Genomic DNA, 20,800 nt, shown 5'->3' on the forward strand with positions numbered 1-20,800 from the left:
GGACACCAAGCAAGTTTGCTCTGTCCGAATGAGTCCTGGCTTGATCAAGGAACTCAACGAACTAGCAGCAAAGAACCGCCGCAGCTTCAGTCGCGAAGTGGAGCATCGTCTTGAAGACGGTATGGGCGCGCTACAAATCACAAAGCGAGACCAGTTCGCTATGCATGCACTTAGTGTGATGTGTGGGTCCAACGTCCGCGATACAGGCACCTTTGCCTCGCCCACAGGGCGCGAGACGGTGGCGCAGATCTGCTACTTGATGGCAGACGAAATGATGAAGGAGTCAGCGCGGTGGGCTCAGGGAGTCGCATCATGATTCCGACTTCCAACCTCATCAACGCCGCCATCATCATGGCGATCATCAGCGTCATGTGCTGGGCGCAGGATGACGACGCCCGCGCCGATGCCAACACGCCCGACGTGCAGGCCATCGCCGAGCAGGAAGATGCCGACGCACTCAACTCACGCGAGTGGGCCGGGCAGCAGGTCTGCGGCCCAGACCGCACGGCAGTTTGGGATGACGACAAGTCCCTGCGCTGCCTGCGCAACGTGGACGCACCGCGCACCGTGACTGCATCAGGAGTGCAGCAATGAAAGAGCGCCCGATCCTTTTCTCTGCGCCGATGATCCGCGCCATTCTTGACGGTCAAAAAACGCAGACACGTCGCCTCGTTAAGGGTGAGCAGCCCTTGGGCCGCGACGGCTTCCACATCGTGTCCGCTGGCTTCCGTGACGAGAAGGTCGTCATGCACGAGGTGGAGCTGGACGCTGCCGTGTCCGAAGTCCTGTGGTCACAGGCTTGTCCGAATGGACGTCCCGGCGATCAGTTCTGGGTGCGCGAGTCCTGGGCGTTCGGGCTGGACGCGATCAGCAGCGCACGCGACGAAGACGCGCCAGTCGTGTTCGCTGCCGATGGTGAGCAAGCCCTGCGCAGCCGCCTGTGCGAACGCTGGCGCCCGAGCATCCACATGCCCCGCTGGGCCTCGCGCCTCAGTCTCGAGATCCACGGCATCCGCGTCGAGCGCCTGCAGGACATCAGCAGAAACGACGCGCTGGCCGAGGGCATCGTCCGGCATCCCGATGGCAGCTATGGCCTCGCCGACACCAGCCACTACCACAGCGACGACCCGCGCCAAAGCTTCTTCAGCCTGTGGGAATCGATCAACGGCGACGGCAGCGTGATGGCGAATCCATGGGTCTGGGTCTACGACTTTCGGGAGGTGCAGCCATGAAGCTCGCCACTGCCCTCGCCTGCTGGTTCGCCTCGATCGCTGCATCCGTGGCGTTCGCCGCTGCCCACCTCTACCGCTTCTGAGACGCGCCATGGAATGCCCCACTGGAAAGGTGGTGCTCACCAGAGAACACGCCGAGGTGGCCGCCAAGCGCGGTCGCCGCCGGCGTGATAGCCGACTCGGCGAGTACCGGTGTCCTGTCTGCGGACAGTGGCACGTGGGCACGCCAAGCCGCAAAGACCAGGACCGCCGCATCCCCTTGCTGCGAAATACCGATCACCAACTGCACTTGAACTCAAACCATGAACACGACCACTCGAACTGAAAACAACGCGTTGACGGTCTCGCCCCGTCAGCAATTCGACCTGAGCCCGCAGACCTTCGATCAAGCCATCACCTTCAGCGGCTACCTCGCCGACAGCGATCTGGTGCCCAAGGATTTCAAGGGCAAGCCGGGCAATTGCCTGATCGCCATGCAATGGGGCGCCGAGCTCGGTCTCAAGCCGCTGCAGGCGATCCAGAACATCGCCATCATCAACGGCCGTCCTGCGCTGTGGGGCGACGCCGTGATCGCTCTGGTGCGCAGCAGCCCGGCGTGCGAGTACGTCATCGAGGAGAGCGACGGCAAAACCGCAATCTGCAAGGTCAAGCGCCGCGGCGAGCCGGAACAGTTCCGCTCGTACAGCATGGATGACGCCAAGCAGGCAGGCCTTCTGGGCAAGCAAGGTCCGTGGTCCCAGTACCCGAAGCGCATGCTGCAGCTGCGCGCCCGCGCCTTCGCACTGCGCGACGTGTTCCCAGATGTTCTGCGCGGCATGCCCGTAGCCGAAGAAGTCCGAGACGAACCCACTGAAAAATTCATGGGCCCCGTCGACGAGGTCACATCAGCGCCAACGCCAGCACCGCAGCTCGACCCTTACCCCACCGCCGATTTCGAGAAGAACCTGCCCGCCTGGCATCAGGCCATCGCAGCTGGCCGCGCCAGTGCCGACCAGATCATCGGCCGCGCCAAGACCAAGTACTCCCTCTCCCCGGATCAGGAAAACCTCATCCGCAACCGGCCCGCACCCGCAGCAACAGCTGATGCCGAAGAGCCTGCATGGGCCACCGCCGAGGAAATCGAAAAGCGGATGAACGCCGCCACCGACATGGACCAGCTGAACGACGCCGCCGCGCTGATCGATGGCGCGTCCTCCGCCGCGCGTGAACACCTCGAAGCGCTCTACGAATCCCGCCTCGCCGCACTCAACTGACAAGGACCCGACCATGCAGACACACGACAACCTCGTTCAAGGCTCCCCCGAATGGCACGCCTACCGCGCGCAGCACTTCAACGCCAGCGACGCGCCGGCCATGATGAGCTGCTCGCCCTACAAGACGCGCGAGCAGCTGCTGCGCGAAGTCGCTACCGGCATCGTGCCCGAGGTCGATGCAGCAACGCAGAAGATCTTCGACACCGGCCATCGTTTTGAAGAAAACGCTCGCACGCTGGCCGTGCAGATGCTCGGCGAGGAGCTGTTCCCCGTCGTCGGCTCCGATGGTGAACTGTCGGCCAGCCTGGACGGCCTGACTATGCTGGGCGAGACGATCTGGGAGCACAAGACGCTCAACAAAGATCTTCGAAAGGCGTTCGCAGACATCGAGACAATCGAGCCCGCGCATCGCAAGAGCGCTGGCGGCCGATGCCTGCCACTGCTCTATCGCGTGCAGATGGAGCAGCAGCTCGCGGTAGCTCAAGCTGACCAAGTGCTGTTCACGGCATCGAAGTGGGCCGACGACGGCACGCTGCTGGAAGTCCAGCACTGCTGGTACTTCCCGGATCTCGAGCTGCGCGGAAAGATCGTTGCGGGTTGGGCTCAGTTCAAGCTCGACTTGCAGTCCTTCAATCCGGCAACCGCTGACCCAGCGCCAAAGGTGGTGGCAGAAGTGGTCACCGACTTGCCCGTGGTCTACGCGCAGGTCCATGGCGAACTCACCCTCACCGACAACCTGCCCGACTTTGAGAAGGCTCTGCGTGTCTTCGTGGAACGCCGCCTGATCACATCCCCCGAGACAGATCAAGATTTCGCCAACCTCGAACAGCAGATCAAGACCCTGAAAAAGGCTGAGGATGCGCTCGATGCCTCGGAGGAGCAGGCGTTCTCGCAAACATCGGTGCTCTCGGCATTCAAACGCACCAAGGACATGCTGCGCACTCTGGCGCGAGAGCACCGATTGACGTCCGAAAAGCTGCTGTCCACCGAGAAGGATCGCATCAAACTCGCCCAGGTGCAACGCGGCAGACAAGCGCTGGCAGATCACATCGCCGCGTTGAACAAGCGCCTCGGCAAGCCCTACATGCCCACCATCTCCAACGACTTCGCGGGCGCCATCAAAAACAAGCGCACCGTCGAAAGCCTGAAATCGTCTATCAACGCCGAACTGGCGCGCGCGAAGATCGCCGCCAACGAAGCCGCCGACCTGATCCAGTTGAACCTGAACACGCTGCGCGAGATCGCCAGCCAGCACGCATTCCTGTTCGCCGACACCGCGCAGCTGGTGCTCAAGACCAATGACGACGTGGCCACGTTGGCGCGTGCACGCATCGCCGAGCACGACGCCAAGGAAGCGGCACGCCTCGATGCCGAGCGCGAGAAGATCCGCCGCGAGGAACAGGAGCGAGCCGATCGCGAGGCCCGCGCACGTCTTGAGCAGCAGCAACGTGAAGAGCAGCGTTTGCGCGACGAAGCTGCTGCCGCTGATGCACAGCTGCGCGCAGACGCCATCCGCGCCGAACAGGAGGCCCAGGCAGGAATCGCTGAAGCGCGCGCCACGGAAGCGCTGCCCGCAGCGATTCTCAACGATCTGAGCAGTCTCGCGCGTGACGTGCGCGCTGATGTCGTTGCAGGTGTCGATGCACGCCAAGCGATCAGCACCGCGCAGCGCACCTCGGCCGTCGCTCCTGCCGCTGCGTCGGCAGCGCCAACAGGGACGCCCACGTTGAAGATCGGCGTAATCAATGAGCGCCTGCAGGTGTTCAAGATCTCCGAAGAAGGTCTGAACACGCTCGGCATCACGCCCGCGGCGCGCGAACGCGGCAACCCGCTCTATCACGAGATCCAGTTCCCCGCTATCTGCGCAGCAGCGATCGAGCACCTGAGCGCCGTCGCCGAGCGGTACTTGGACGAACGCGCATCAGCCTGATCACCCCGGTCGAAAGCGTCCTGATGGATGCCGGTAGGCCACCTCCAATTCAACTTGAAAAAATCAACATGACCACCGCAATCTTCTTCGACACAGAGACATCCGGCCTGCCGCTCTTCAGCGAGCCCTCGGAACATCCTGCCCAGCCGCACATCGTCCAGCTCGCCGCCTGCCTCGTCGACCTCGACACACGCAAGACCTTGGCCAGCATGGACGTGATCATCAAGCCCGACGGCTGGACGATCCCCGACGAGGTCGCCAAGATACACGGCATCACGACCGAGAAGGCCGTGGACCTCGGTGTTCACGAAGACCTGGCACTCGAGATGTTCCTCGGCATGTGGGCCGGCCGCCCGCGCATCGCGCACAACGAATCGTTCGATGCCCGCATCATCCGCATTGCACAGCACCGCTTCACCACGGTCTGCGACGACCAGCAGCGCGACAACTGGAAAGCAGGCAAGACCGAGTGCACTCAGATCCTCTCGACGCCGATCCTCAAGCTGCCGCCCACCGCGAAGATGATCGCTGCACGTCGCAATCACCACAAGAGCGCGAACCTCGGCGAGGCATACAAGTTCTTCACCGGCAAGGATCTGGTGGATGCGCACAGCGCCATGGCAGATGTGCAGGCATGCATGGCGGTTTATTTTGCGATCAAGGATCAAGCCGCAGTCGGAAAGGCGTTCGCATGATCGCGCAGGAAATCACCCACTTCCACCTGTTCGGCGGCGCGGGCTCCGGCGCTGCCGGTTTCAACGACGCCACGCCCGACATCGGCACGATCAAGGGCCGCATGCGTTGCGTCGGCGGCATTGATGTTGACGCCCGCGCCTGCGCCGACTTCAAAACCATGACCGGCGTGCCGCAGGCGTGCGTCGATCTGTTCGACATCGAGCAGTACAAGGCCTGGCACGGGCACATGCCGCCGCCGGGTTGGGTCGAGGCCTCGGCCGACACGGTTCGCCAAGCGGCTCACGGCTACATGCCCGACATCGTTTTCCTGTCGGCACCCTGCAAAGGCTTCAGCGGGCTGCTCGCCGCCGCGCACGCATCGACCGTCAAGTACCAGGCGCTCAATCAGCTCACGCTGCGCGGCGTATGGCTCATGCTCGAGGCCTTTGCCGACAACCCGCCAGGCCTGATCATTTTCGAGAACGTGCCACGCATTGCGACGCGCGGCCGCCATCTGCTGGATCAGATCATCAGCATGCTGCAGCACTACGGCTATGCAACGGCCGAGACGACACACGACTGCGGCGAGCTCGGTGATGGCCTCGCGCAAAGCCGTCGCCGCTTCCTGCTCGTCGCGCGCCACGCCAAGAAGGTTCCGCCGTTTCTCTACGAGCCGCCCCGCCGCGCGCTGCGCTCGGTCGGTGAAGTACTCGGCCACATGCCGCTGCCCGGTGATCCTCTCGGCGGTCCGATGCACCGCATGCCGGCGCTGCAGTGGAAGACGTGGGTACGCCTCGCATTCGTGGAGGCTGGCAGCGACTGGCGCAGTCTCGGTCGTCTCGCTGTTGAGAATGGACATCTCCGCGATTACCTCGTAGTGCCCGAGATGCACGGCGGCATGCTGGGTGTGAATCGCTGGAACGAGCATACAGGTACAGTCACGAGCAGAGGCCTGCCCACCAATGGCAACTTCGCCATCGCAGATCCTCGATTCGAACAGTCCGCAAAATGGAAGGACGGACAAGCGCTGGGAGTGCGCCGCTGGGAAGAGTCGACCGGTACAGTCGCTGGCCAGCAGGGTCCGCTTCAGGGCGCGTACAGCGTCGCCGACCCGCGCCACGACGGCCCGGCCAAGCACTCGAATGAGTTCCGCATTGTCCAGTGGGACCGCGCAGCGCGAGCAGTGACGAGTGCCCACGGCACCGGGCAGGCCATTGCCGACCCGCGCCAGGCGGGCGAGGCCTTCGCCAAGTATGCGGTGACCGCTTACGACCAAGCGGCCGGCACCGTGATCGCGGGCAGCACCACGGGTCAAGGCGCTTTCGCTGTTGCCGATCCACGGCCCGGCATGCAGCGCACGAAAGGCGATGCTTTCCATGGCGGCGGTCACTATGGCGTCGTGCGGTATGCCGAATCCTCGGGCGCCGTGAGCGCGTCGGCGTGCCATGACAACGGACCATGGTGCGTCGCTGACCCACGCGTTCCAGACGGCGTTCCAGCAGAATCGTTGACTGGCGCGGTTTCCGCTGCAGTTGGAACACAACTGGAACGCAGCGTTGTGAAAAATGTTCCAGCAATGCCTGCACCCAACGACAAGCTCGTGGCTCGCATTCAATCGCTGGACGGCACCTGGCATCGCCCCTTCACGACACTCGAGCTCGCGGCTCTGCAGAGCTTCATCGACCCCGAAGAGTACTTCGCAGCCACCGGCCCGGCGGCGCGCGGCGAACAGTTCGTGCTCGACGGCGGAAGCGATCAGCGCTGGCGCGAAGCCATCGGAAACGCTGTCCCGAGAAAGGCGGCCAAGGCCATCGGCACGGTGATGGGACAGACCATCCTGCTGGCGCGCAATGGCGAGACCTTCGTCCTCGGCAGCACACCGATTTGGGTGCAGCCGATGGTGGCGGCGATCAGTGTGGCACAGGGAGCGCAGCAATGACCACCGCCGCATTCACCGCCCTCGCCCCACACATCGGCCGCGCACTCGCTGAGGTGAAGAACACCCACTGCGCGCCGCCCACCTACCGCCCGGCTGACGCGCTCACCGGTCACATGACGTGTCCGCGGTGCCAGAGCCGTTTGAACTACACCGTCAGCGCCGAAGGCGTCACATCTGGCCGCTGCGTCGCTGCCCGTTGCATTCGATGGAGCAATCAATGACCAAAGACATGATCGACAAAGAAGCACTCACCACTCTGATTGCTGAGCACCTGGAGGGCACATACCACTGCAACCGCGTTTGGGATGCTTGGAACGTCGGAACGATGAGCGAAGAAGACTTCGAGCCTGTGGGCGAATCCGACACCCCTGGCGAGATCGCGGACGCCATCATCGCCAAACTCGACGCAGGCCGCGCAGCCCGAGCGCAGACACCCGCTGCAGTGGAGCCGGTGGCGTGGCTACACACGAACAGGCTGGGCGGCGTTCAAGTGTTTACCACCGAGCCGCCGCCGGGCTTGAAGGAGCGTTGCCAGCCTTTGTTTACCACCACCAAGGCAGAGCCTGCGCCAGATGCACAAACGATCGAAGATGCCCAACTCTGGCGCGATCACGTCGGCAAGCTCGATGCTCTTGTGACGTACTGCCCAACGTGCTGCGGGGGCTTCACCGCGAAGGCTGATATGAGCCGCGACGAAGTGATCTTTGATTGCGGTAAGACGGCTGGCCGCGTACTCGCCACCAAGGCATCCCCTGCGGATGCGCTAGATGCTCTCTCGCAAGCGGCGCGCGACGTGGTTGCGGAGCGCCAGCGGCAGATCAGCGTCAAGGGTTGGACGTCGGAGAATGACGACGAGCACGTAAACGACGAGATCGCAGCGTTGACATGTTTCTACGCGATGCCCGAGGGCGTGCGCGAATGGTCGGCGGCCGAAACTGGCTATGGCGACACATGGGGCGATGCAATAGTGCCGCTCGGCTGGGATGTCGACACGGGAGACCGTCGACGCGAGCTGGTCAAGTCAGCCGCGCTCAGCCTTGCCGAGATTGAGCGCCTCGACCGCACACAGAAAGGCGGCGCCGCATGAAAACAATGACCCTCCAAGAATTTCAGGCTGCCTGTCAGGCCCAAGCTTCAAATCGCGAGCAGATCGTGTTCAGGTGCCCGATGTGCGGCACCATGCAATCGGCTCAACAACTGATCGCTGCTGGTGCAGGCGCAGACTTCGGCGCCGTGGAACGCTACCTTGGTTTTTCGTGCATCGGCCGCTTCACCGGTGCCGAATCTCCGCGCCGCGATCCCGATGGGCGGCCCTGCAATTGGACGCTGGGCGGCCTACTCCAAACGCACCGCATGGAGGTGGTCACGACCGACGGCAAACATCATCCGCACTTCGAGCTGGCAACAAATGTTGAGGCTGAAATGCATCGAGCCGCACTGGCAGGATCGTCGATATGAACACCTCATTCCTCGGCATCCAACAATGGACGGTAGCCCGCTTTCCCAACGGCTCATGGACAGTCGGCGGAGCGCCCGATTCGCAGCGGCTCAAGGACTGCGAAGTGTTCCAGGTGTGGGCGAGCAGTCGCCAGCAAGCCAAAGACAAAGCCCAATTGCGCAGAAATTACCGACTCAAACAACAGCGGGAGGCCCAGCATGGCTGAATTGTCAGCATATCTGTCCGACGCGGAAATCGATGATATCTGCGCCCCGCTTCAGGTAGGCGCCGCCAAGTGCAAGCACCTGCAGCGGCTCGGGCTCATCGTGAAGCGCAAGGCCAATGGTCGACCTCTTGTCGCGCGTGCAGAATTCGAACGTGTCATGACCGGCGGTCAACTCATCGATCAGGAAACAAAATCAAGCACGTCGCAACCCGACGTTGTAGGCCTTCAGGACTTCTTCCAAAAGCGAAAAAATGGGACGCGCACGCAAGGACGGTGATCCATTCGGCCTGGCCGGTACGCGCCTCGCGTTCAAACACGGCGCGTTCTACTATCGGCATCGCGATGGTCGCTGGGAGCACGTCGGGACAGACGTAAGAAAGGCAAAAGCGCGCGCCAACATCTACAACAGTCCTTCCGACAACTACGGAACCATGAGCTACTGGCTCGATCAGTTCCTGGTCAATTGCGAGAGTCGCGTTGCGGCTGGCGACATGGCGAAGCGAACAAAGGACGACTACACCAAAGACTCCGTGCCGTTGAAGGTGTTCTTCGGCTCCATGCTGGTTGAGCACATAGAGCCGCACCACATCCAAGCCTACCTCGATGCTGGCGCGAAGGCTGATCGTCCAGTGCGGGCAAATCGAGAAAAAGCCTGCTTGAGCTCGTGCATCTCGTGGCTGATCAGAACGAACCGAACCACCCTCAAAATCAACCCGTGCATGCAGAAGAGCGGCACGAAAGAAAACTCGGAATCAAAACGGGAGCGGTACGTCACACACGAGGAATACCAACAGGTTTGGGATGCAGCAGGCCCACAAGTGCGCATCCTCATGGAGCTCACCTATCGGACGTTGCAGCGACCGGAGAGCGACATCATCTACTGGACGCCCAAAGTCCTGATTCGCGACCCGCATTCCGGTGCTCGCATCATCACGTTCGAACAAGGCAAAACGAAGACCAAACTGAAAATTGCGATGACGGAGACCTTGGAGGCATTGATCAATCGAGCGACAGGTCCGAACCCGCAGATGAATCAACCTCTCGTGCACACGCAAAGTGGTGAGGGCTACACATATTCAGGCATCACATCCATGCTCACCAAAGCGATCCAGAAGGTCAATGCCGAAAGAAGAAAGAAAGGCCTGGAAGAAATGCTCCCGTTTGGTTACCGCGACATGAAAGGCAAGGGTGCAACCGACATGTGGTTGAACGGAACTCCCATCGAGCAGATCCAGTTGCTCTGCGGCCACTCTGATAAATCCACCACCGAAAAGTACATCAAGGCTCGTTGGAACGCCACTGCACAGCCAAACGAGCTGAATCTCAAGCTGAAATAGGGAGGTTTTTGTGTCTCATATCCAGTGATTTAGGCCGACTGCCCATAGGCAAACAGCGCCCGACAACCTCAGAAAATATGAGACATCCGCAAGGTGAAAGCTAATCCAGCCAACGTATCGAGCATGATTGCAGCAGCGGACTTTTAATCCGTTGGTCACAAGTTCGAATCTTGTACGTCCTACCAACAACACGGCGCAAAGCCTAAAAAGCCTGCTTCTGAAAAGATAGCAGGCTTTTTCTTTTTCTGACTCATTGCCAGAATTTTTCTGACTGTCGGTGTTGAGATGGGTCGGCGCCGACACTGAAGGCTTTGGGGACCAAATTGTCGCCGGCACAACGTGTCGGCTCTGTTGCATAACCCCATCTGAGGTCAAGCTTCCCCCAACCCCAGACGTAGCTATGCCACGGCCACTGTTTGGGGTGTGCCCAGCTCGGTAAAGCGATTGAGGATAGATGCGCGAATGTTGAGTTCGGCCACTTGTCGCTCAAACGTGCGAGCCATTACCTTCTCACCCAATCGTTTGAAGCAATTCATTTTCGTCTCCACCAAAGACCTGCGGTGGTAGCCGCTCCAGCGTTTCCAGATATAACGGCCCAACCGCCTACATGCATTGACGGCCTCATTGCGATGCGCGAACACCAACCCTTTGCGTAGCTTCGCACCCTTGCGTGGCGGGATGATGGGAGTGGTTTGGCGCTGATGACAAGCCTCGTACACATCCTGCGTGTCATACGCTCCATCACCTGTGAAGCTGACAACTGCTTCATCGTTTGGCATTTTTGGACCAGCAGTTCGGCAGCCACTGGCGAGTCGCCCACTTCGTTGGTGGTCACGACAATGGCACGAATCTGCAGCGTCTGTGCATCTATACCCAGGTGCACCTTGCGCCACTGTTGGCGACGCTCTGTGCCGTGCTTCTTGGTTTTCCACTCACCTTCGCCCAAAAATTTGATGCCCGTAGAGTCAGCAAGCAAGTGCAGTCCGTTGCGGCTTGGACGATAACGCACCTGCACATTCAAACCCTTTTGTCTGCGACACACCGTGCTGTAGTCAGGCGCTGACCAGGGCAGGCCAGCCATTCTCAGCAGCGACTGAATCAAGCCCAAGGCCTGGCGCAAACGCAAGCTGAACAGGCATTTGACGGTCAGGCAAAACTGGATGGCAGCATCCGAAAATGTCTTGTTGCGGCCAGGCTTGCCATCTGGAACCGCTAGCCATTGGATGTCCTTGTCCAGCCAGATGGTCAAATCACCCCGGGCCTTCAATGCTGCGTTGTACGCCTTCCAATTTGTAGTGCGGTAGCGCCGCTTGCCCCAGCTCGATTCACTCATGCGGTAAGACTACCGCAGATGACCGGTTGAGTTGTGCAACAACGCCATTACGATGCAGAAGCTTGCTCCCCTTGGGCGGACCATGTAGGCGGTTCAGATGCACATAGAGTCCGACTTCACAAGCTTCTGAAACGCCGTTCTTCTCAGGCCACCTCGGCCTGTCCTCCCGCAAGATAGGCCGCTTTGACCTGCGCGCTGTTGAGCAACTCGCGCCCAGTCCCTGAGAGCACGATCTCTCCATGCTGAAGAACATAGGCCTGGTGCGCCAACCGCAGTGCATGGTGCGCGTTCTGCTCGACCAGCAAAACGGTCATCCCATCGGTGCGATTCAGCTCGCTGATGATCTGGAAAATCTTGCGGATGTAGATCGGCGCCAGTCCCAGCGAGGGCTCGTCGAGCATGAGCAGCTTGGGGCGGCTCACCATCGCACGGCCAATGGCCAGCATCTGCTGCTCGCCGCCCGACATGGTGCCGGCCCTCTGCTGGTGGCGCTCGCCCAGCACCGGGAACAGCGCGAAAACCCGCTCCAGGTCGGAACTCCAATGCTTCGGATCGACGAAAGTAGCCCCCAGCCTCAGGTTCTCTATCACCGTCATGCGTGGAAAGATCCGGCGCCCTTCGGGCGACAGCGCGATACCGAGCGAAGACACCTTGTGCGAGGGGACTCGGCTGATGTCCTGCCCTCGAAACAGAATCTGCCCGGCCGAGATGCGCGGAGCCCCGAAGATGCTCGTCATCAGCGTTGATTTGCCTGCGCCGTTTGCGCCGATCAAGGTCACGATCTCGCCTTGGCGCACCCGCAGGTCAATGCCGCGCAGCGCTTGAATGGCGCCATAGCGCGCGTGAACGTTCTTGAGTTCCAACATCATGCTTCGATCCTCCCGGCAACGCTTGCATTTGCTTCATCGCCCTCGTCTTCATCGGGTTCGCCCAGATAGGCGGCAATGACGTGCGGATTGTTCTGAATCTCCTGAGGCGTTCCCTCGGCGATCTTGCGGCCGTAGTTCAGCACGACGACATGCTGTGACACCTTCATGACCACATCCATGTCGTGCTCCACCAGCAGAACGGCAATGCCCTCCTCCGAGATCAAACTCCGCAAGAGCGCATTCAACGCCGAGGATTCACTTGGGTTCAGTCCCGCCGCAGGCTCGTCCAGACAGAGGATCCGCGGCCTGGCGGCCATGGCACGGGCAATCTCGATGCGACGCTGCACGCCGTAGGACAAAGCCCCTGCAGGAGAATCCGCCTGTGCCTTCAGGTCGAACCGCCCGAGCAGTGCCAAGGCCGTCTCAACTGCTTCCTCTTCGGCCTTGCGGTAGCGTGCCAATCCCAGAAGCCCCGCCAGCGAGAACGCGCTGGCCTTCTGGAGCACGTTGTGCTGGGCGACGATCAGGTTCTCCAGCACCGTCATTTTGGGAAACAGGCGGATGTTCTGAAACGTGCGCAGGATCTGTGCTTCGCGCGCCAGTTCATGGCTGGGCATGCGCTCCAGCCGCAGGGCCCCATGCTGCGGATGCTGCATGGTGACGGTGCCGGAGCTGGGCTGATAGAACCCCGTCAGGCAATTGAACAACGTGGTCTTGCCAGCGCCGTTCGGGCCAATGATCGACGTGATTTCTCGCGCTTGGACGGTCATCGACAGGTTGTCGATCGCCTTCACACCGCCAAACCGCATCGTGAGCGCATTGACCTCCAGCAGTGCAGGTGCTGTGGGGTTCATGCTGTCGCCTCCCGTTGTTGAAGTGCTGCGCTGCCGCCCTTGCGCGCCGAACTCAAGGTGGCGCGGCGCTCTGAGAGCAAACCACCGGGCCGCCAGACCATGATGGTCACCATCGCTGCACCGAAGAGCATCATGCGGTACTCACTGAAGTTGCGGCCCAGCTCAGGCAGCAGCACCAGTACGCAGGCCGCCAGCACCACTCCCAACTGGCTGCCCGATCCACCCAGCACGACGATTGCCAGAACCATTGCGCTTTCGGCGAAGGTGAAGCTCTCCGGGGAAATGAAGCCCTGCTTGGCGGCAAAGAACACACCCGCAAATCCGCCCAACGTGGCCCCCAGCGCAAACGCCGAGAGCTTGACGTTGGTGACGTTGATGCCCAAGGCCTTGCAAGCGATTTCATCCTCGCGCATGGCCTCCCAGGCTCGACCGATGGGCAGGCGCCGCAGGCGCAGAACCAATATGTTGGTCAGCAACGCCAGCACGAGAATCACCAGGTAGAGGAACACCGTGCGATGCCAAGCGGCGTACTCGATGCCCAGCATGCCTGCAAACGTCGGCGTGTCGCCAGGCGGTGCGAAAGGCAAGCCGAAGAGCGAAGGACGCGGTATCGAAGAAACGCCGTCCGGGCCGTGCGTCAGCTCCGTCCAGTTCAACAGAACCAGCCGGATGATCTCGCCAAACCCCAGCGTCACGATGGCAAGGTAGTCGCCGCGCAGCCGCAGCATGGGGTAGCCCAGCAAGACCCCCGCGGCCGCAGCAAATGCGCCGGCGATGGGCAAGCACCACCAGAATGAGAAGCCAAACTGCGTTGCCAGCAGTGCATAGGTATAGGCTCCCACCGCATAGAAGGCGACGTAGCCCAGATCGAGCAAGCCCGCCAACCCAACAACCACGTTCAGCCCCCAGCCCAGCATGACGTAAATCAGCACGGTGGTCGCCGTGTCTACAACATATCGGTTGTCGTAGAAGAAGATGGGCAGCACCAGCGCCATGCCCAGCGCAAAGGCGCCGACCGTCGTCGTAACCCGATTCGCCTGCATGGCGACCACCGGCGAAGGGGCCGCTTTGCCGCGGCTTGCCCGCTGGCGCTCAAACAGCCAGCGCACCACCATGCGGCCGGCGAAGACCGCCACCGCGGCCACCAGCAGCCAGCTCCAGCGGGTATGAACCTCAAGCTTGCCGCCCACATCGACCGTCGTCAGGCCGATGAAGGGGATGCCCAGCACCAGCGCAGCCAGCGCCGCCAGACCCGCATCGGCAAGCCAGCGCTGCCATCCCTCTTTGTTCGGAGTCGTCATTGTGGACATCACACTTTCTCCACTTCAGGGCGGCCCAGCAGGCCGGACGGGCGAAGGACCAGTACCAGAATCAGAATGGCGAAGACAGCCACATCCTTGTACTCGGCCGAGAAATAGCTGGCATAGAACGCTTCGATCAGCCCAATGAGCAAACCGCCCAGCATGGCCCCAGGCAATGAGCCGATGCCCCCGAGCACTGCGGCGGTGAAGGCTTTGATCCCTGCAAGAAATCCGATGTAGAAGTCGATCACGCCGTAGTACATGGTCACCAGCAGGCCCGCGACACCGGCCAGTGCAGCGCCGATCATGAAGGTTATCGAGATCGTCCGATCCGCGTTGATGCCCAGAATCCGCGTCATGCCCTGGTCTTGCTCGCACGCCCGCTGGCGTCGGCCAAACGAAGTGCGCGTGATCATCCAGGTGAACGCTGCCATCAGTACGGCCGTGGTGATGATGATCAATAGCTGCACGTAGGAGAGGCGTACCGCGTTCGCACCGCTGCCGAGCAGCTCGAAGCCCCCTTCCCACAGCGGCGGGAGATTCTTGATGCGGGCGCCCTGAAGAAATTGGACGCTGTTTTGCAGAAAGATCGATGCGCCGATGGCCGAAATCAACGGCGCCAGCTTGGACGATCCACGCAGAGGCCGGTAGGCCACACGCTCCACGGCCCACCCGTAGCCTGCGGTGAACACCACCGAAACGAGCAGCACCAGAAAGAGCCCCAGTGGAACGGAAGTGATACCCGCCGCCGCCAGCAAGGTGAAAGCGGTCAGTGAGATGAACGCGCCGAGCATGTAGATGTCTCCATGCGCGAAATTGATCATCCCCAGAATGCCGTACACCATCGTGTAGCCGATGGCGATGAGGCCGTAGAGCGATCCGAGCGTCAGCCCGTTGATCGCCTGTTGAAAAAACTGTGACATGAATGCCTCCTCGTGCGTTGATCGTCTTGCAGACCGAGGGCGCACGGGGCGCGCACCCTCGGTGTGTCATGTCACTTGACTACGTCGTACTGCTTGCCCTTCCATTGGTAGACGAGGAAGCCGGGATTCTTGGGATCACCCTTGGCATCGAACTCCACCTTGCCGATCACGGAGTCAAAGCTCCCGTTTGCCAGCGCCTTCTGCACATCGGCGTACTTCAAACTGCCCGCCTTCTGCAGTGCCTGCGCATAGACCTGCACTGCGGCGTAGGTGAACAGCACGTAGCCCTCGGGCTCAATCTTGTTGTCGCGGAAGCGTTTGACGATCTCGGCCGAGGCTGGGTACTTGCGGGGATCAGGATAGAAGGTGAACAGCAGCCCATCGATGGCCGATCCCGCCGCCGTCGCCAGTTCAGCGCTGGACGACGTGTTGCCGCTCATCACCGAGAGATTCATCCCGCCCTGCTTGGCCTGGCGCAGGATCAGGCCCAGCTCCGTGTAGTAGCCGCCGTAAAACAGCGCGTCCACACCAGCCGCCTTGAGTTTGGTGACCAGCGCGGTGTAGTCCTTCTCGCCCGCCGTGATGGACTCGCGCAGCACGGGTGCGTTCTTGCGCTCAGTCAGCGACTTGACCACCACATCGGCCTGGCCCTTGCCGTAGGCGCTCTTGTCGTCGATGACCGCGATCTTCTTGCCGGCAAAGTTCTTGCTCAGATACTCGGCCGCTACAACGCCTTCCTGATCGTCGCGCCCGGTCAGGCGAAAGATGCCCTTCATGCCGCGCTCGGTCACCTTGCCATTGGTCGAGATCGTGATCATCGGGATCTGGGCTTCGTTATAGACCTCCGAGGCCGGAATCGTCGAGCTGGAGCAGTAGTGCCCAACGATCGCCGAGACCTTCTTGTTCACCATCGCATTGGCAACAGCCACGGCCTGTTTGGGATCGCAGGCGTCGTCGCCGATCTCCACCTTGAGTTTCTGACCCAACACTCCGCCCGCCGCGTTGACTGCCGCGACGGCAGCCTCCACGCCGTTGCGCATCTGTTCACCACCAGAGGCGTATTGACCTGACATCGGACCGGCGACGCCAATCACGATGTCAGCACGTACGACTGGCGCGGCAGCGATAGCGGCCAGCCCCACGAAGGGAATAACGATACGCGTGAACGAATGCATAGAGGTCTCCAGAAAAATCGCCGCAAACGGCAGGTTGAGATGCGTGAGCACCACGCTTCGGCGCAATGGCTCTTCACGTCGGCCAAATTCTGGATTTCATCCCCCTTTGCGTCTTGCAAATTTCAGTGTTGAAAACTACGGAGATCTGCATAGCAATACTCGGGTTCCTACCTATCTCGCAGCCCAATGCCACACCGTATCCGATGCCCTCAATTGATCCGCCCTATTGCGGTGCAAGTGCTCTTCACACTGCACCTATAGAGGGAAATTTCCAGCACATCGCACCAACCGTGTGTGGTGCAAGCCATCACTGCTGGGTGCAATCTTTCCGCTGTCTCAAATGCCTGGCGTGACAAGGAAATACCAAGCTTGTGCGGAGAAACGCATACCAATTCAATTGCGTTGAATATGCAGAATTCCGCAAATTCTCACCATCAAAAAAGCGAGACGCGAGAAGCTTGGATGGCGACACTTTCAAAACCCCCAAGCGGTGGCATTCCACCACCTTCATTTCGTTGTTTCTCTCTGATGGAGTCAAGCCATGCACGTTCTGCCCTATACCAGCGAACCCTACGACACCTACACCTCTCCGGCATCCCTGGAGGAAATGAGCGCAGCCCTGAAGAGCGTGCGCGCCCAGTTCGAAAAAACCTACCCCATGGTGATCGGTGGGAAGAAAATTCAAACCGAGGCGACGCTGGTCTCCACCAACCCCTCGGCACCCAGCGAAATCGTGGGCAGGTCGGCGTCCGCCTCGCGCGAACACGCAGAGGCCGCGCTCACGGCTGCTTGGGCGGCCTTCGAGGACTGGAAGCTGTGGAAGCAGGAAGACCGCTCGCGCGTGATGCTCAAGGCCGCCGCGATCATGCGCCGCCGCAAGCGCGAACTGGAAGCCTGGCTGGTCTTCGAGATCGGCAAGAATTTCGTCGAAGCCAGCGCCGAGGTCGCCGAGATGATCGACTTCACCGAGTACTACGCGCGCCAGGCGCTGCGCCATGTCGGCGGTCTCGGTCATCTGAATGCCGTTCCCGGCGAAGAGAACGAGAGCTTCTACATTCCGCTGGGCGCCGGTCTCACGATTTCTCCGTGGAACTTCCCCATGGCCCTGATGACGGGCATGACGGTGGGCGCGATCGTCGTTGGCAACACCGTGGTCTGCAAGCCCGCCGAGGATACGGTCGTGTCCTTGGCGAAGGTGTTCGACATTTTTGAAGAAGCCGGTCTGCCGCCCGGCGTGGTGAACTTCCTGCCCGGCGTGGGCGCCCAGGTAGGCGCCTACCTCGTCGAACATCCGCGCACACGCTTCATCAACTTCACGGGGAGCCTGGCCACCGGCAAGCGCATCCATGAGGCGGCAGCCAAGATCGGCGACGACCAGCGCTGGTTCAAGCGCGTGTTCCTCGAACTCGGCGGCAAGGACGCGATCCTCGTGGACGAAACGGCCGACCTCGACGCCGCCGCGCTGGGCGTGATCCAAAGCGCGTATGGTTACCAGGGCCAGAAGTGTTCCGCCTGCTCCCGTCTGATCGTGGTGGACAGCGTGTACGACGATCTGCTGGAGCGCGTGGTGGAGCGGACGAAGCAACTTGTGGTGGCCCCGGCGGAGCAGAACCCTGACCTCGGCCCGGTCTGCAATGCAGCGCAGGACGGCAAGGTGCGCGAGTACCTGGATATCGGCCGCAGCGAAGGCAAGCTGCTCGTCGGCGGCCGTCGCATCGACGGCGAAGGTTTCTTCATTCAACCTACGGTCTTCGGCAATATCGCGCCTGAAGCCCGTCTGGCCCAGGAAGAAGTGTTCGGCCCCGTTGTTGCTGCCATCCGCGTCAAGGACTTCACAGAAGGCATGGCCGTGGTCAACAACACGGTCTATGGCCTGACCGGTGCGTTGTATTCGCAGGATCGCGACCGCATCGAAATCGCCCGCCGCGACTTCCACGTCGGCAACCTGTACTTCAACCGCAAGTGCACCGGCGCGCTGGCGGGCGTGCAGCCTTTCGGCGGCTTCAACCTGACCGGCACCGACACCAAGACCGGCGGCCCCGACTACCTGCTGCAATTCATGCAGATGAAGTCGGTGGCGGAACGCTTCTAAGTCGACCACTCGCCAGGGCCGGTGTTGACCGGCCCTGGCAATTTGCAGCGCAGCTCATCCACAGTTCCCCACCAAAGCACCAAGCACCATGGGCCAGCACACCATCATCATCGGAGGCGGCGGCATCGGGTCAGCCACCGCGGCCTTTCTTGCCTCGTCGTCCGCGGCCGGTGACCGAATCACGGTCATCGAGCGCGACCCCACCTACCAGACGGCCTCTTCGAGCTTGTCGGCCAGCTCCATCCGGCAGCAGTTCTCCACACCGGCGAACGTCCAGCTTTCCCAATTCGGCTGGGAATTCATGCGCTCCTGCCTTGATGAGGCGCGTGTACCCGGAGGAGCCGTCGGTCTCAATGAACGTGGCTATCTGTTTCTAGGCGGCGAGCACCAGGCCGGTTCGCTGCGCCAGCGCGCCGATGGCAACCGCGCATTGGACGTTGCCATTCAAGAGTTCACGTCGCAAGAATTGTCTGCACGCTATCCCTGGATGCGCTGCGATGACTTGGCCTACGGCGCCGTCGCCACGGCCGGTGAGGGTTGGTTTGACGGCTATATGCTCCAGCAACTCTATCGGAGCCGCGCCCGAGCCCATGGGGTGCAATATCTGCACGGTAACGTGATCCGGCTGGAGACGCACGGCTCGAAGGTCGTTGCGGCCATTCTGGCCGACGGCAGCCGTATCGAGGGCGATCGCTTCGTCAACGCAGGCGGCGCCTGGTCTGCCAAGGTGGCGCACAGCGTCGGCGTGGAACTTCCAGTGCGTGCAAGACGGCGCACGATCTTTATCGTCTCGTGCCCCACTCCGATCGCCGATTTCCCCATCCTGATCGACACCTCGGGCATCTTCGTTCGCCCTGAACAGCACCACTTTCTTTGCACCGTGTCGCCCGAAGCGAAGGACGATCATGACGATCTTCCACTCGATCCTGATTTTTCGCTTTTCGACGATCCGATCTGGCCCACACTGGCCGAACGCATTCCCGCCTTCGAGGCGCTGCGGGTGGAACGTGCCTGGGCTGGTTACTACGAGTACAACACTGTCGATCACAACGGTCTGGTAGGCCAAATAGGCCCGGACAACTTCGTCGTCGCCACCGGCTTCAGCGGCCACGGGCTGATGCACAGCGCGGGCGTTGGGCGCGCCGTGGCTGAACTTCTTACCCATGGTGCATACCAAACCATTGATCTTTCTGCGCTGACCCCTGGACGGCTTGAATCAGGTCAATTGATCGTCGAAGACGCAGTGTATTGACTGCGTCCAGCAACAAATACCCGGCGCACCGTTTCACGCAACCAAGCATGGGCTGGATCATTCGTGTTGCGCGGATGCCAAGCCGCCTCGATGGGCATCCGCAGCGCAAGCGGCAAGGGCCGAGTGATACATCCCTGCGGGAATTGCGCCAGCTGCGCCCAATGGCTCGGCATGGCAACCACCAGATCGGTGCACTCCACCACCTCGAGCGCTTCGAGACAGTTGGGCATTCTCGCGACGACGTCGCGCACCAGGCCCTTGGCCGTCAGTGCGCGATCGATTGCACTGCTGCCGACCCCCGTCACCTTGATGTGGGCGAGCTGAAGATAACGCTCCAACGTCAATTCCTCCGCGGCATAGGGATGCCCACTGCGCATGGCAACCGAAAACGTGTCTTCCAGAACACCCATCGACTCCATGGGCCCGCCCAACTGGAGATCGGCCAGCCGGATCTGGAGGCCTTCGTACGCCACGGCACTGCTTACCTGGCGCTCATCCGGCGTCTCGAAGACCAGTCGCATGTGCGGAGCCGCTTCGCGTACATGCGCGCACAGACGCGACATGAGGTATGGGCGGATGTAGTCGGTCACGCTGAGATGGAACGTGGCGTGACAGGTGGCCGGATCAAAGCGGCGCTTTTCGTCCACCGCAGTTTCGATGGTCGCCAGACCGGATTTGACCGCGATGGCCAGCGTCACGGCGCGCGGAGTGGGCTCCATGCCACTGGGGCCACGCACCAGCAATTCGTCCTGAAATGTCTCACGCAAGCGTTTCAGCGCATGGCTTACCGCCGACTGCGACAGCGCAAGCCGCTCTGCCGCGCGCGAGACGTTGCGCTCCTCTATCAGTGCTTGAAAAGTCACCAGCAAATTGAGATCAATGCGCCGCAATCCCATGCCTCAGCTCCCGTTTTTTGGAAAAGAGATTGCAGTATGCCCCATATTGATAGGGAGAAACCATAGGTATGAATC

At 61.2% G+C, this 20,800-nt stretch carries 20 protein-coding genes and 1 pseudogene; 14 read left to right on the forward strand and 7 right to left on the reverse strand.

The annotated features are described in order from the left end of the window. The first annotated feature begins 40 nt into the window (after positions 1-40). From ISG32_RS21795 to ISG32_RS21850, 12 genes are all read left to right on the forward strand, one after another. Positions 41-316 (forward strand): hypothetical protein, encoded by a 276-nt coding sequence (locus tag ISG32_RS21795; RefSeq protein ID WP_194773128.1) that lies wholly within the window; start codon positions 41-43, stop codon positions 314-316. Then, positions 313-594: a hypothetical protein gene (locus ISG32_RS21800; protein ID WP_194773129.1), complete on the forward strand. Its 282-nt coding sequence runs from the start codon at positions 313-315 to the stop codon at positions 592-594. The genes ISG32_RS21795 and ISG32_RS21800 overlap by 4 nt, the downstream gene beginning before the upstream one ends. Continuing rightward, positions 591-1,232 (forward strand): hypothetical protein, encoded by a 642-nt coding sequence (locus tag ISG32_RS21805; protein ID WP_194773130.1) that lies wholly within the window; start codon positions 591-593, stop codon positions 1,230-1,232. The genes ISG32_RS21800 and ISG32_RS21805 overlap by 4 nt, the downstream gene beginning before the upstream one ends. A gap of 302 nt (positions 1,233-1,534) precedes the next feature. Further along, positions 1,535-2,485 (forward strand): recombinase RecT, encoded by a 951-nt coding sequence (locus ISG32_RS21810; protein ID WP_194773131.1) that lies wholly within the window; start codon positions 1,535-1,537, stop codon positions 2,483-2,485. Positions 2,486-2,498: 13 nt separating this feature from the next. Then, positions 2,499-4,415, forward strand: coding sequence for a YqaJ viral recombinase family protein (locus ISG32_RS21815; RefSeq protein ID WP_194773132.1), 1,917 nt, complete (start codon positions 2,499-2,501; stop codon positions 4,413-4,415). A 68-nt stretch (positions 4,416-4,483) separates the two neighbouring features. Further along, complete coding sequence (locus ISG32_RS21820; protein WP_194773133.1) at positions 4,484-5,110, forward strand: 3'-5' exonuclease; 627 nt, start codon at positions 4,484-4,486, stop codon at positions 5,108-5,110. Continuing rightward, positions 5,107-7,029 carry a DNA cytosine methyltransferase gene (locus tag ISG32_RS21825; protein ID WP_194773134.1) on the forward strand — a complete coding sequence of 641 codons (1,923 nt, stop codon included), beginning with the start codon at positions 5,107-5,109 and terminating at the stop codon, positions 7,027-7,029. Before ISG32_RS21820 ends, ISG32_RS21825 begins: the two co-directional genes overlap by 4 nt. A 217-nt stretch (positions 7,030-7,246) precedes the next feature. Then, complete coding sequence (locus tag ISG32_RS21830; protein WP_194773135.1) at positions 7,247-8,116, forward strand: hypothetical protein; 870 nt, start codon at positions 7,247-7,249, stop codon at positions 8,114-8,116. Beyond that, the gene (locus ISG32_RS21835; protein ID WP_194773136.1) at positions 8,113-8,487 is read left to right on the forward strand and encodes a VVA0879 family protein; all 375 of its coding nucleotides are present in this window, start codon (positions 8,113-8,115) and stop codon (positions 8,485-8,487) included. Before ISG32_RS21830 ends, ISG32_RS21835 begins: the two co-directional genes overlap by 4 nt. After that, positions 8,484-8,693, forward strand: coding sequence for a hypothetical protein (locus ISG32_RS21840; protein WP_194773137.1), 210 nt, complete (start codon positions 8,484-8,486; stop codon positions 8,691-8,693). The genes ISG32_RS21835 and ISG32_RS21840 overlap by 4 nt, the downstream gene beginning before the upstream one ends. Next, a complete protein-coding gene (locus ISG32_RS21845) occupies positions 8,686-8,970 on the forward strand; it encodes a hypothetical protein (protein ID WP_194773138.1) in 285 nt (94 codons plus the stop codon). Before ISG32_RS21840 ends, ISG32_RS21845 begins: the two co-directional genes overlap by 8 nt. Then, positions 8,945-10,030, forward strand: a complete 1,086-nt coding sequence (locus ISG32_RS21850) for a tyrosine-type recombinase/integrase (RefSeq protein ID WP_194773139.1) — start codon at positions 8,945-8,947, stop codon at positions 10,028-10,030. The genes ISG32_RS21845 and ISG32_RS21850 overlap by 26 nt, the downstream gene beginning before the upstream one ends. Positions 10,031-10,428: 398 nt before the next feature. Here the strand turns inward: ISG32_RS21850 and ISG32_RS21855 are convergent. The 6 genes and pseudogenes from ISG32_RS21855 to ISG32_RS21880 form a co-directional block, all read right to left on the reverse strand. Next, positions 10,429-11,363, reverse strand: a pseudogene (locus ISG32_RS21855) (IS5 family transposase). A 143-nt stretch (positions 11,364-11,506) separates the two neighbouring features. Next, complete coding sequence (locus ISG32_RS21860; protein WP_194773216.1) at positions 11,507-12,229, reverse strand: ABC transporter ATP-binding protein; 723 nt, start codon at positions 12,227-12,229, stop codon at positions 11,507-11,509. Further along, positions 12,229-13,086, reverse strand: a complete 858-nt coding sequence (locus ISG32_RS21865) for an ABC transporter ATP-binding protein (protein ID WP_194773140.1) — start codon at positions 13,084-13,086, stop codon at positions 12,229-12,231. The genes ISG32_RS21860 and ISG32_RS21865 overlap by 1 nt, the downstream gene beginning before the upstream one ends. Then, a complete protein-coding gene (gene livM, locus ISG32_RS21870) occupies positions 13,083-14,387 on the reverse strand; it encodes a high-affinity branched-chain amino acid ABC transporter permease LivM (RefSeq protein WP_194773217.1) in 1,305 nt (434 codons plus the stop codon). The genes ISG32_RS21865 and livM overlap by 4 nt, the downstream gene beginning before the upstream one ends. Positions 14,388-14,395: 8 nt before the next feature. Continuing rightward, complete coding sequence (locus tag ISG32_RS21875; protein ID WP_194773141.1) at positions 14,396-15,310, reverse strand: branched-chain amino acid ABC transporter permease; 915 nt, start codon at positions 15,308-15,310, stop codon at positions 14,396-14,398. 71 nt (positions 15,311-15,381) lie between these two features. Beyond that, positions 15,382-16,485: a branched-chain amino acid ABC transporter substrate-binding protein gene (locus ISG32_RS21880; RefSeq protein WP_194773142.1), complete on the reverse strand. Its 1,104-nt coding sequence runs from the start codon at positions 16,483-16,485 to the stop codon at positions 15,382-15,384. Positions 16,486-17,026: 541 nt separating this feature from the next. Here ISG32_RS21880 and pruA point away from each other — a divergent pair. Then, positions 17,027-18,577 (forward strand): L-glutamate gamma-semialdehyde dehydrogenase, encoded by a 1,551-nt coding sequence (gene pruA, locus ISG32_RS21885; RefSeq protein WP_194773143.1) that lies wholly within the window; start codon positions 17,027-17,029, stop codon positions 18,575-18,577. A gap of 88 nt (positions 18,578-18,665) precedes the next feature. Then, positions 18,666-19,829, forward strand: a complete 1,164-nt coding sequence (locus ISG32_RS21890) for an NAD(P)/FAD-dependent oxidoreductase (RefSeq protein ID WP_194773144.1) — start codon at positions 18,666-18,668, stop codon at positions 19,827-19,829. On the opposite strand, the gene ISG32_RS21895 is transcribed toward ISG32_RS21890, so the two are convergent. Then, positions 19,799-20,725, reverse strand: a complete 927-nt coding sequence (locus ISG32_RS21895) for a LysR family transcriptional regulator (RefSeq protein ID WP_194773145.1) — start codon at positions 20,723-20,725, stop codon at positions 19,799-19,801. The genes ISG32_RS21890 and ISG32_RS21895 overlap by 31 nt on opposite strands. Between the last annotated feature and the right edge of the window lie 75 nt (positions 20,726-20,800).

The sequence above is a fragment of the Diaphorobacter caeni genome, assembly GCF_015354245.1.
GTDB classification, from domain to species: Bacteria; Pseudomonadota; Gammaproteobacteria; order Burkholderiales; family Burkholderiaceae_C; genus Diaphorobacter_A; species Diaphorobacter_A caeni.

What these genes read in the sequence shown, in the direction of transcription:
- ISG32_RS21810 (WP_194773131.1), top strand. Translation starts at nt 1,535, where the DNA reads ATGAACACGACCACTCGAACTGAAAACAACGCGTTGACGGTCTCGCCC.
- livM (WP_194773217.1), bottom strand. Translation starts at nt 14,387, where the DNA reads ATGACGACTCCGAACAAAGAGGGATGGCAGCGCTGGCTTGCCGATGCG.
- ISG32_RS21850 (WP_194773139.1), top strand. Translation starts at nt 8,945, where the DNA reads ATGGGACGCGCACGCAAGGACGGTGATCCATTCGGCCTGGCCGGTACG.
- ISG32_RS21865 (WP_194773140.1), bottom strand. Translation starts at nt 13,086, where the DNA reads ATGAACCCCACAGCACCTGCACTGCTGGAGGTCAATGCGCTCACGATG.
- ISG32_RS21845 (WP_194773138.1), top strand. Translation starts at nt 8,686, where the DNA reads ATGGCTGAATTGTCAGCATATCTGTCCGACGCGGAAATCGATGATATC.
- ISG32_RS21800 (WP_194773129.1), top strand. Translation starts at nt 313, where the DNA reads ATGATTCCGACTTCCAACCTCATCAACGCCGCCATCATCATGGCGATC.
- ISG32_RS21860 (WP_194773216.1), bottom strand. Translation starts at nt 12,229, where the DNA reads ATGTTGGAACTCAAGAACGTTCACGCGCGCTATGGCGCCATTCAAGCG.
- ISG32_RS21890 (WP_194773144.1), top strand. Translation starts at nt 18,666, where the DNA reads ATGGGCCAGCACACCATCATCATCGGAGGCGGCGGCATCGGGTCAGCC.
- ISG32_RS21820 (WP_194773133.1), top strand. Translation starts at nt 4,484, where the DNA reads ATGACCACCGCAATCTTCTTCGACACAGAGACATCCGGCCTGCCGCTC.
- ISG32_RS21875 (WP_194773141.1), bottom strand. Translation starts at nt 15,310, where the DNA reads ATGTCACAGTTTTTTCAACAGGCGATCAACGGGCTGACGCTCGGATCG.
- ISG32_RS21815 (WP_194773132.1), top strand. Translation starts at nt 2,499, where the DNA reads ATGCAGACACACGACAACCTCGTTCAAGGCTCCCCCGAATGGCACGCC.
- ISG32_RS21880 (WP_194773142.1), bottom strand. Translation starts at nt 16,485, where the DNA reads ATGCATTCGTTCACGCGTATCGTTATTCCCTTCGTGGGGCTGGCCGCT.
- ISG32_RS21825 (WP_194773134.1), top strand. Translation starts at nt 5,107, where the DNA reads ATGATCGCGCAGGAAATCACCCACTTCCACCTGTTCGGCGGCGCGGGC.
- ISG32_RS21895 (WP_194773145.1), bottom strand. Translation starts at nt 20,725, where the DNA reads ATGGGATTGCGGCGCATTGATCTCAATTTGCTGGTGACTTTTCAAGCA.
- ISG32_RS21835 (WP_194773136.1), top strand. Translation starts at nt 8,113, where the DNA reads ATGAAAACAATGACCCTCCAAGAATTTCAGGCTGCCTGTCAGGCCCAA.
- ISG32_RS21840 (WP_194773137.1), top strand. Translation starts at nt 8,484, where the DNA reads ATGAACACCTCATTCCTCGGCATCCAACAATGGACGGTAGCCCGCTTT.
- ISG32_RS21830 (WP_194773135.1), top strand. Translation starts at nt 7,247, where the DNA reads ATGACCAAAGACATGATCGACAAAGAAGCACTCACCACTCTGATTGCT.
- ISG32_RS21805 (WP_194773130.1), top strand. Translation starts at nt 591, where the DNA reads ATGAAAGAGCGCCCGATCCTTTTCTCTGCGCCGATGATCCGCGCCATT.
- pruA (WP_194773143.1), top strand. Translation starts at nt 17,027, where the DNA reads ATGCACGTTCTGCCCTATACCAGCGAACCCTACGACACCTACACCTCT.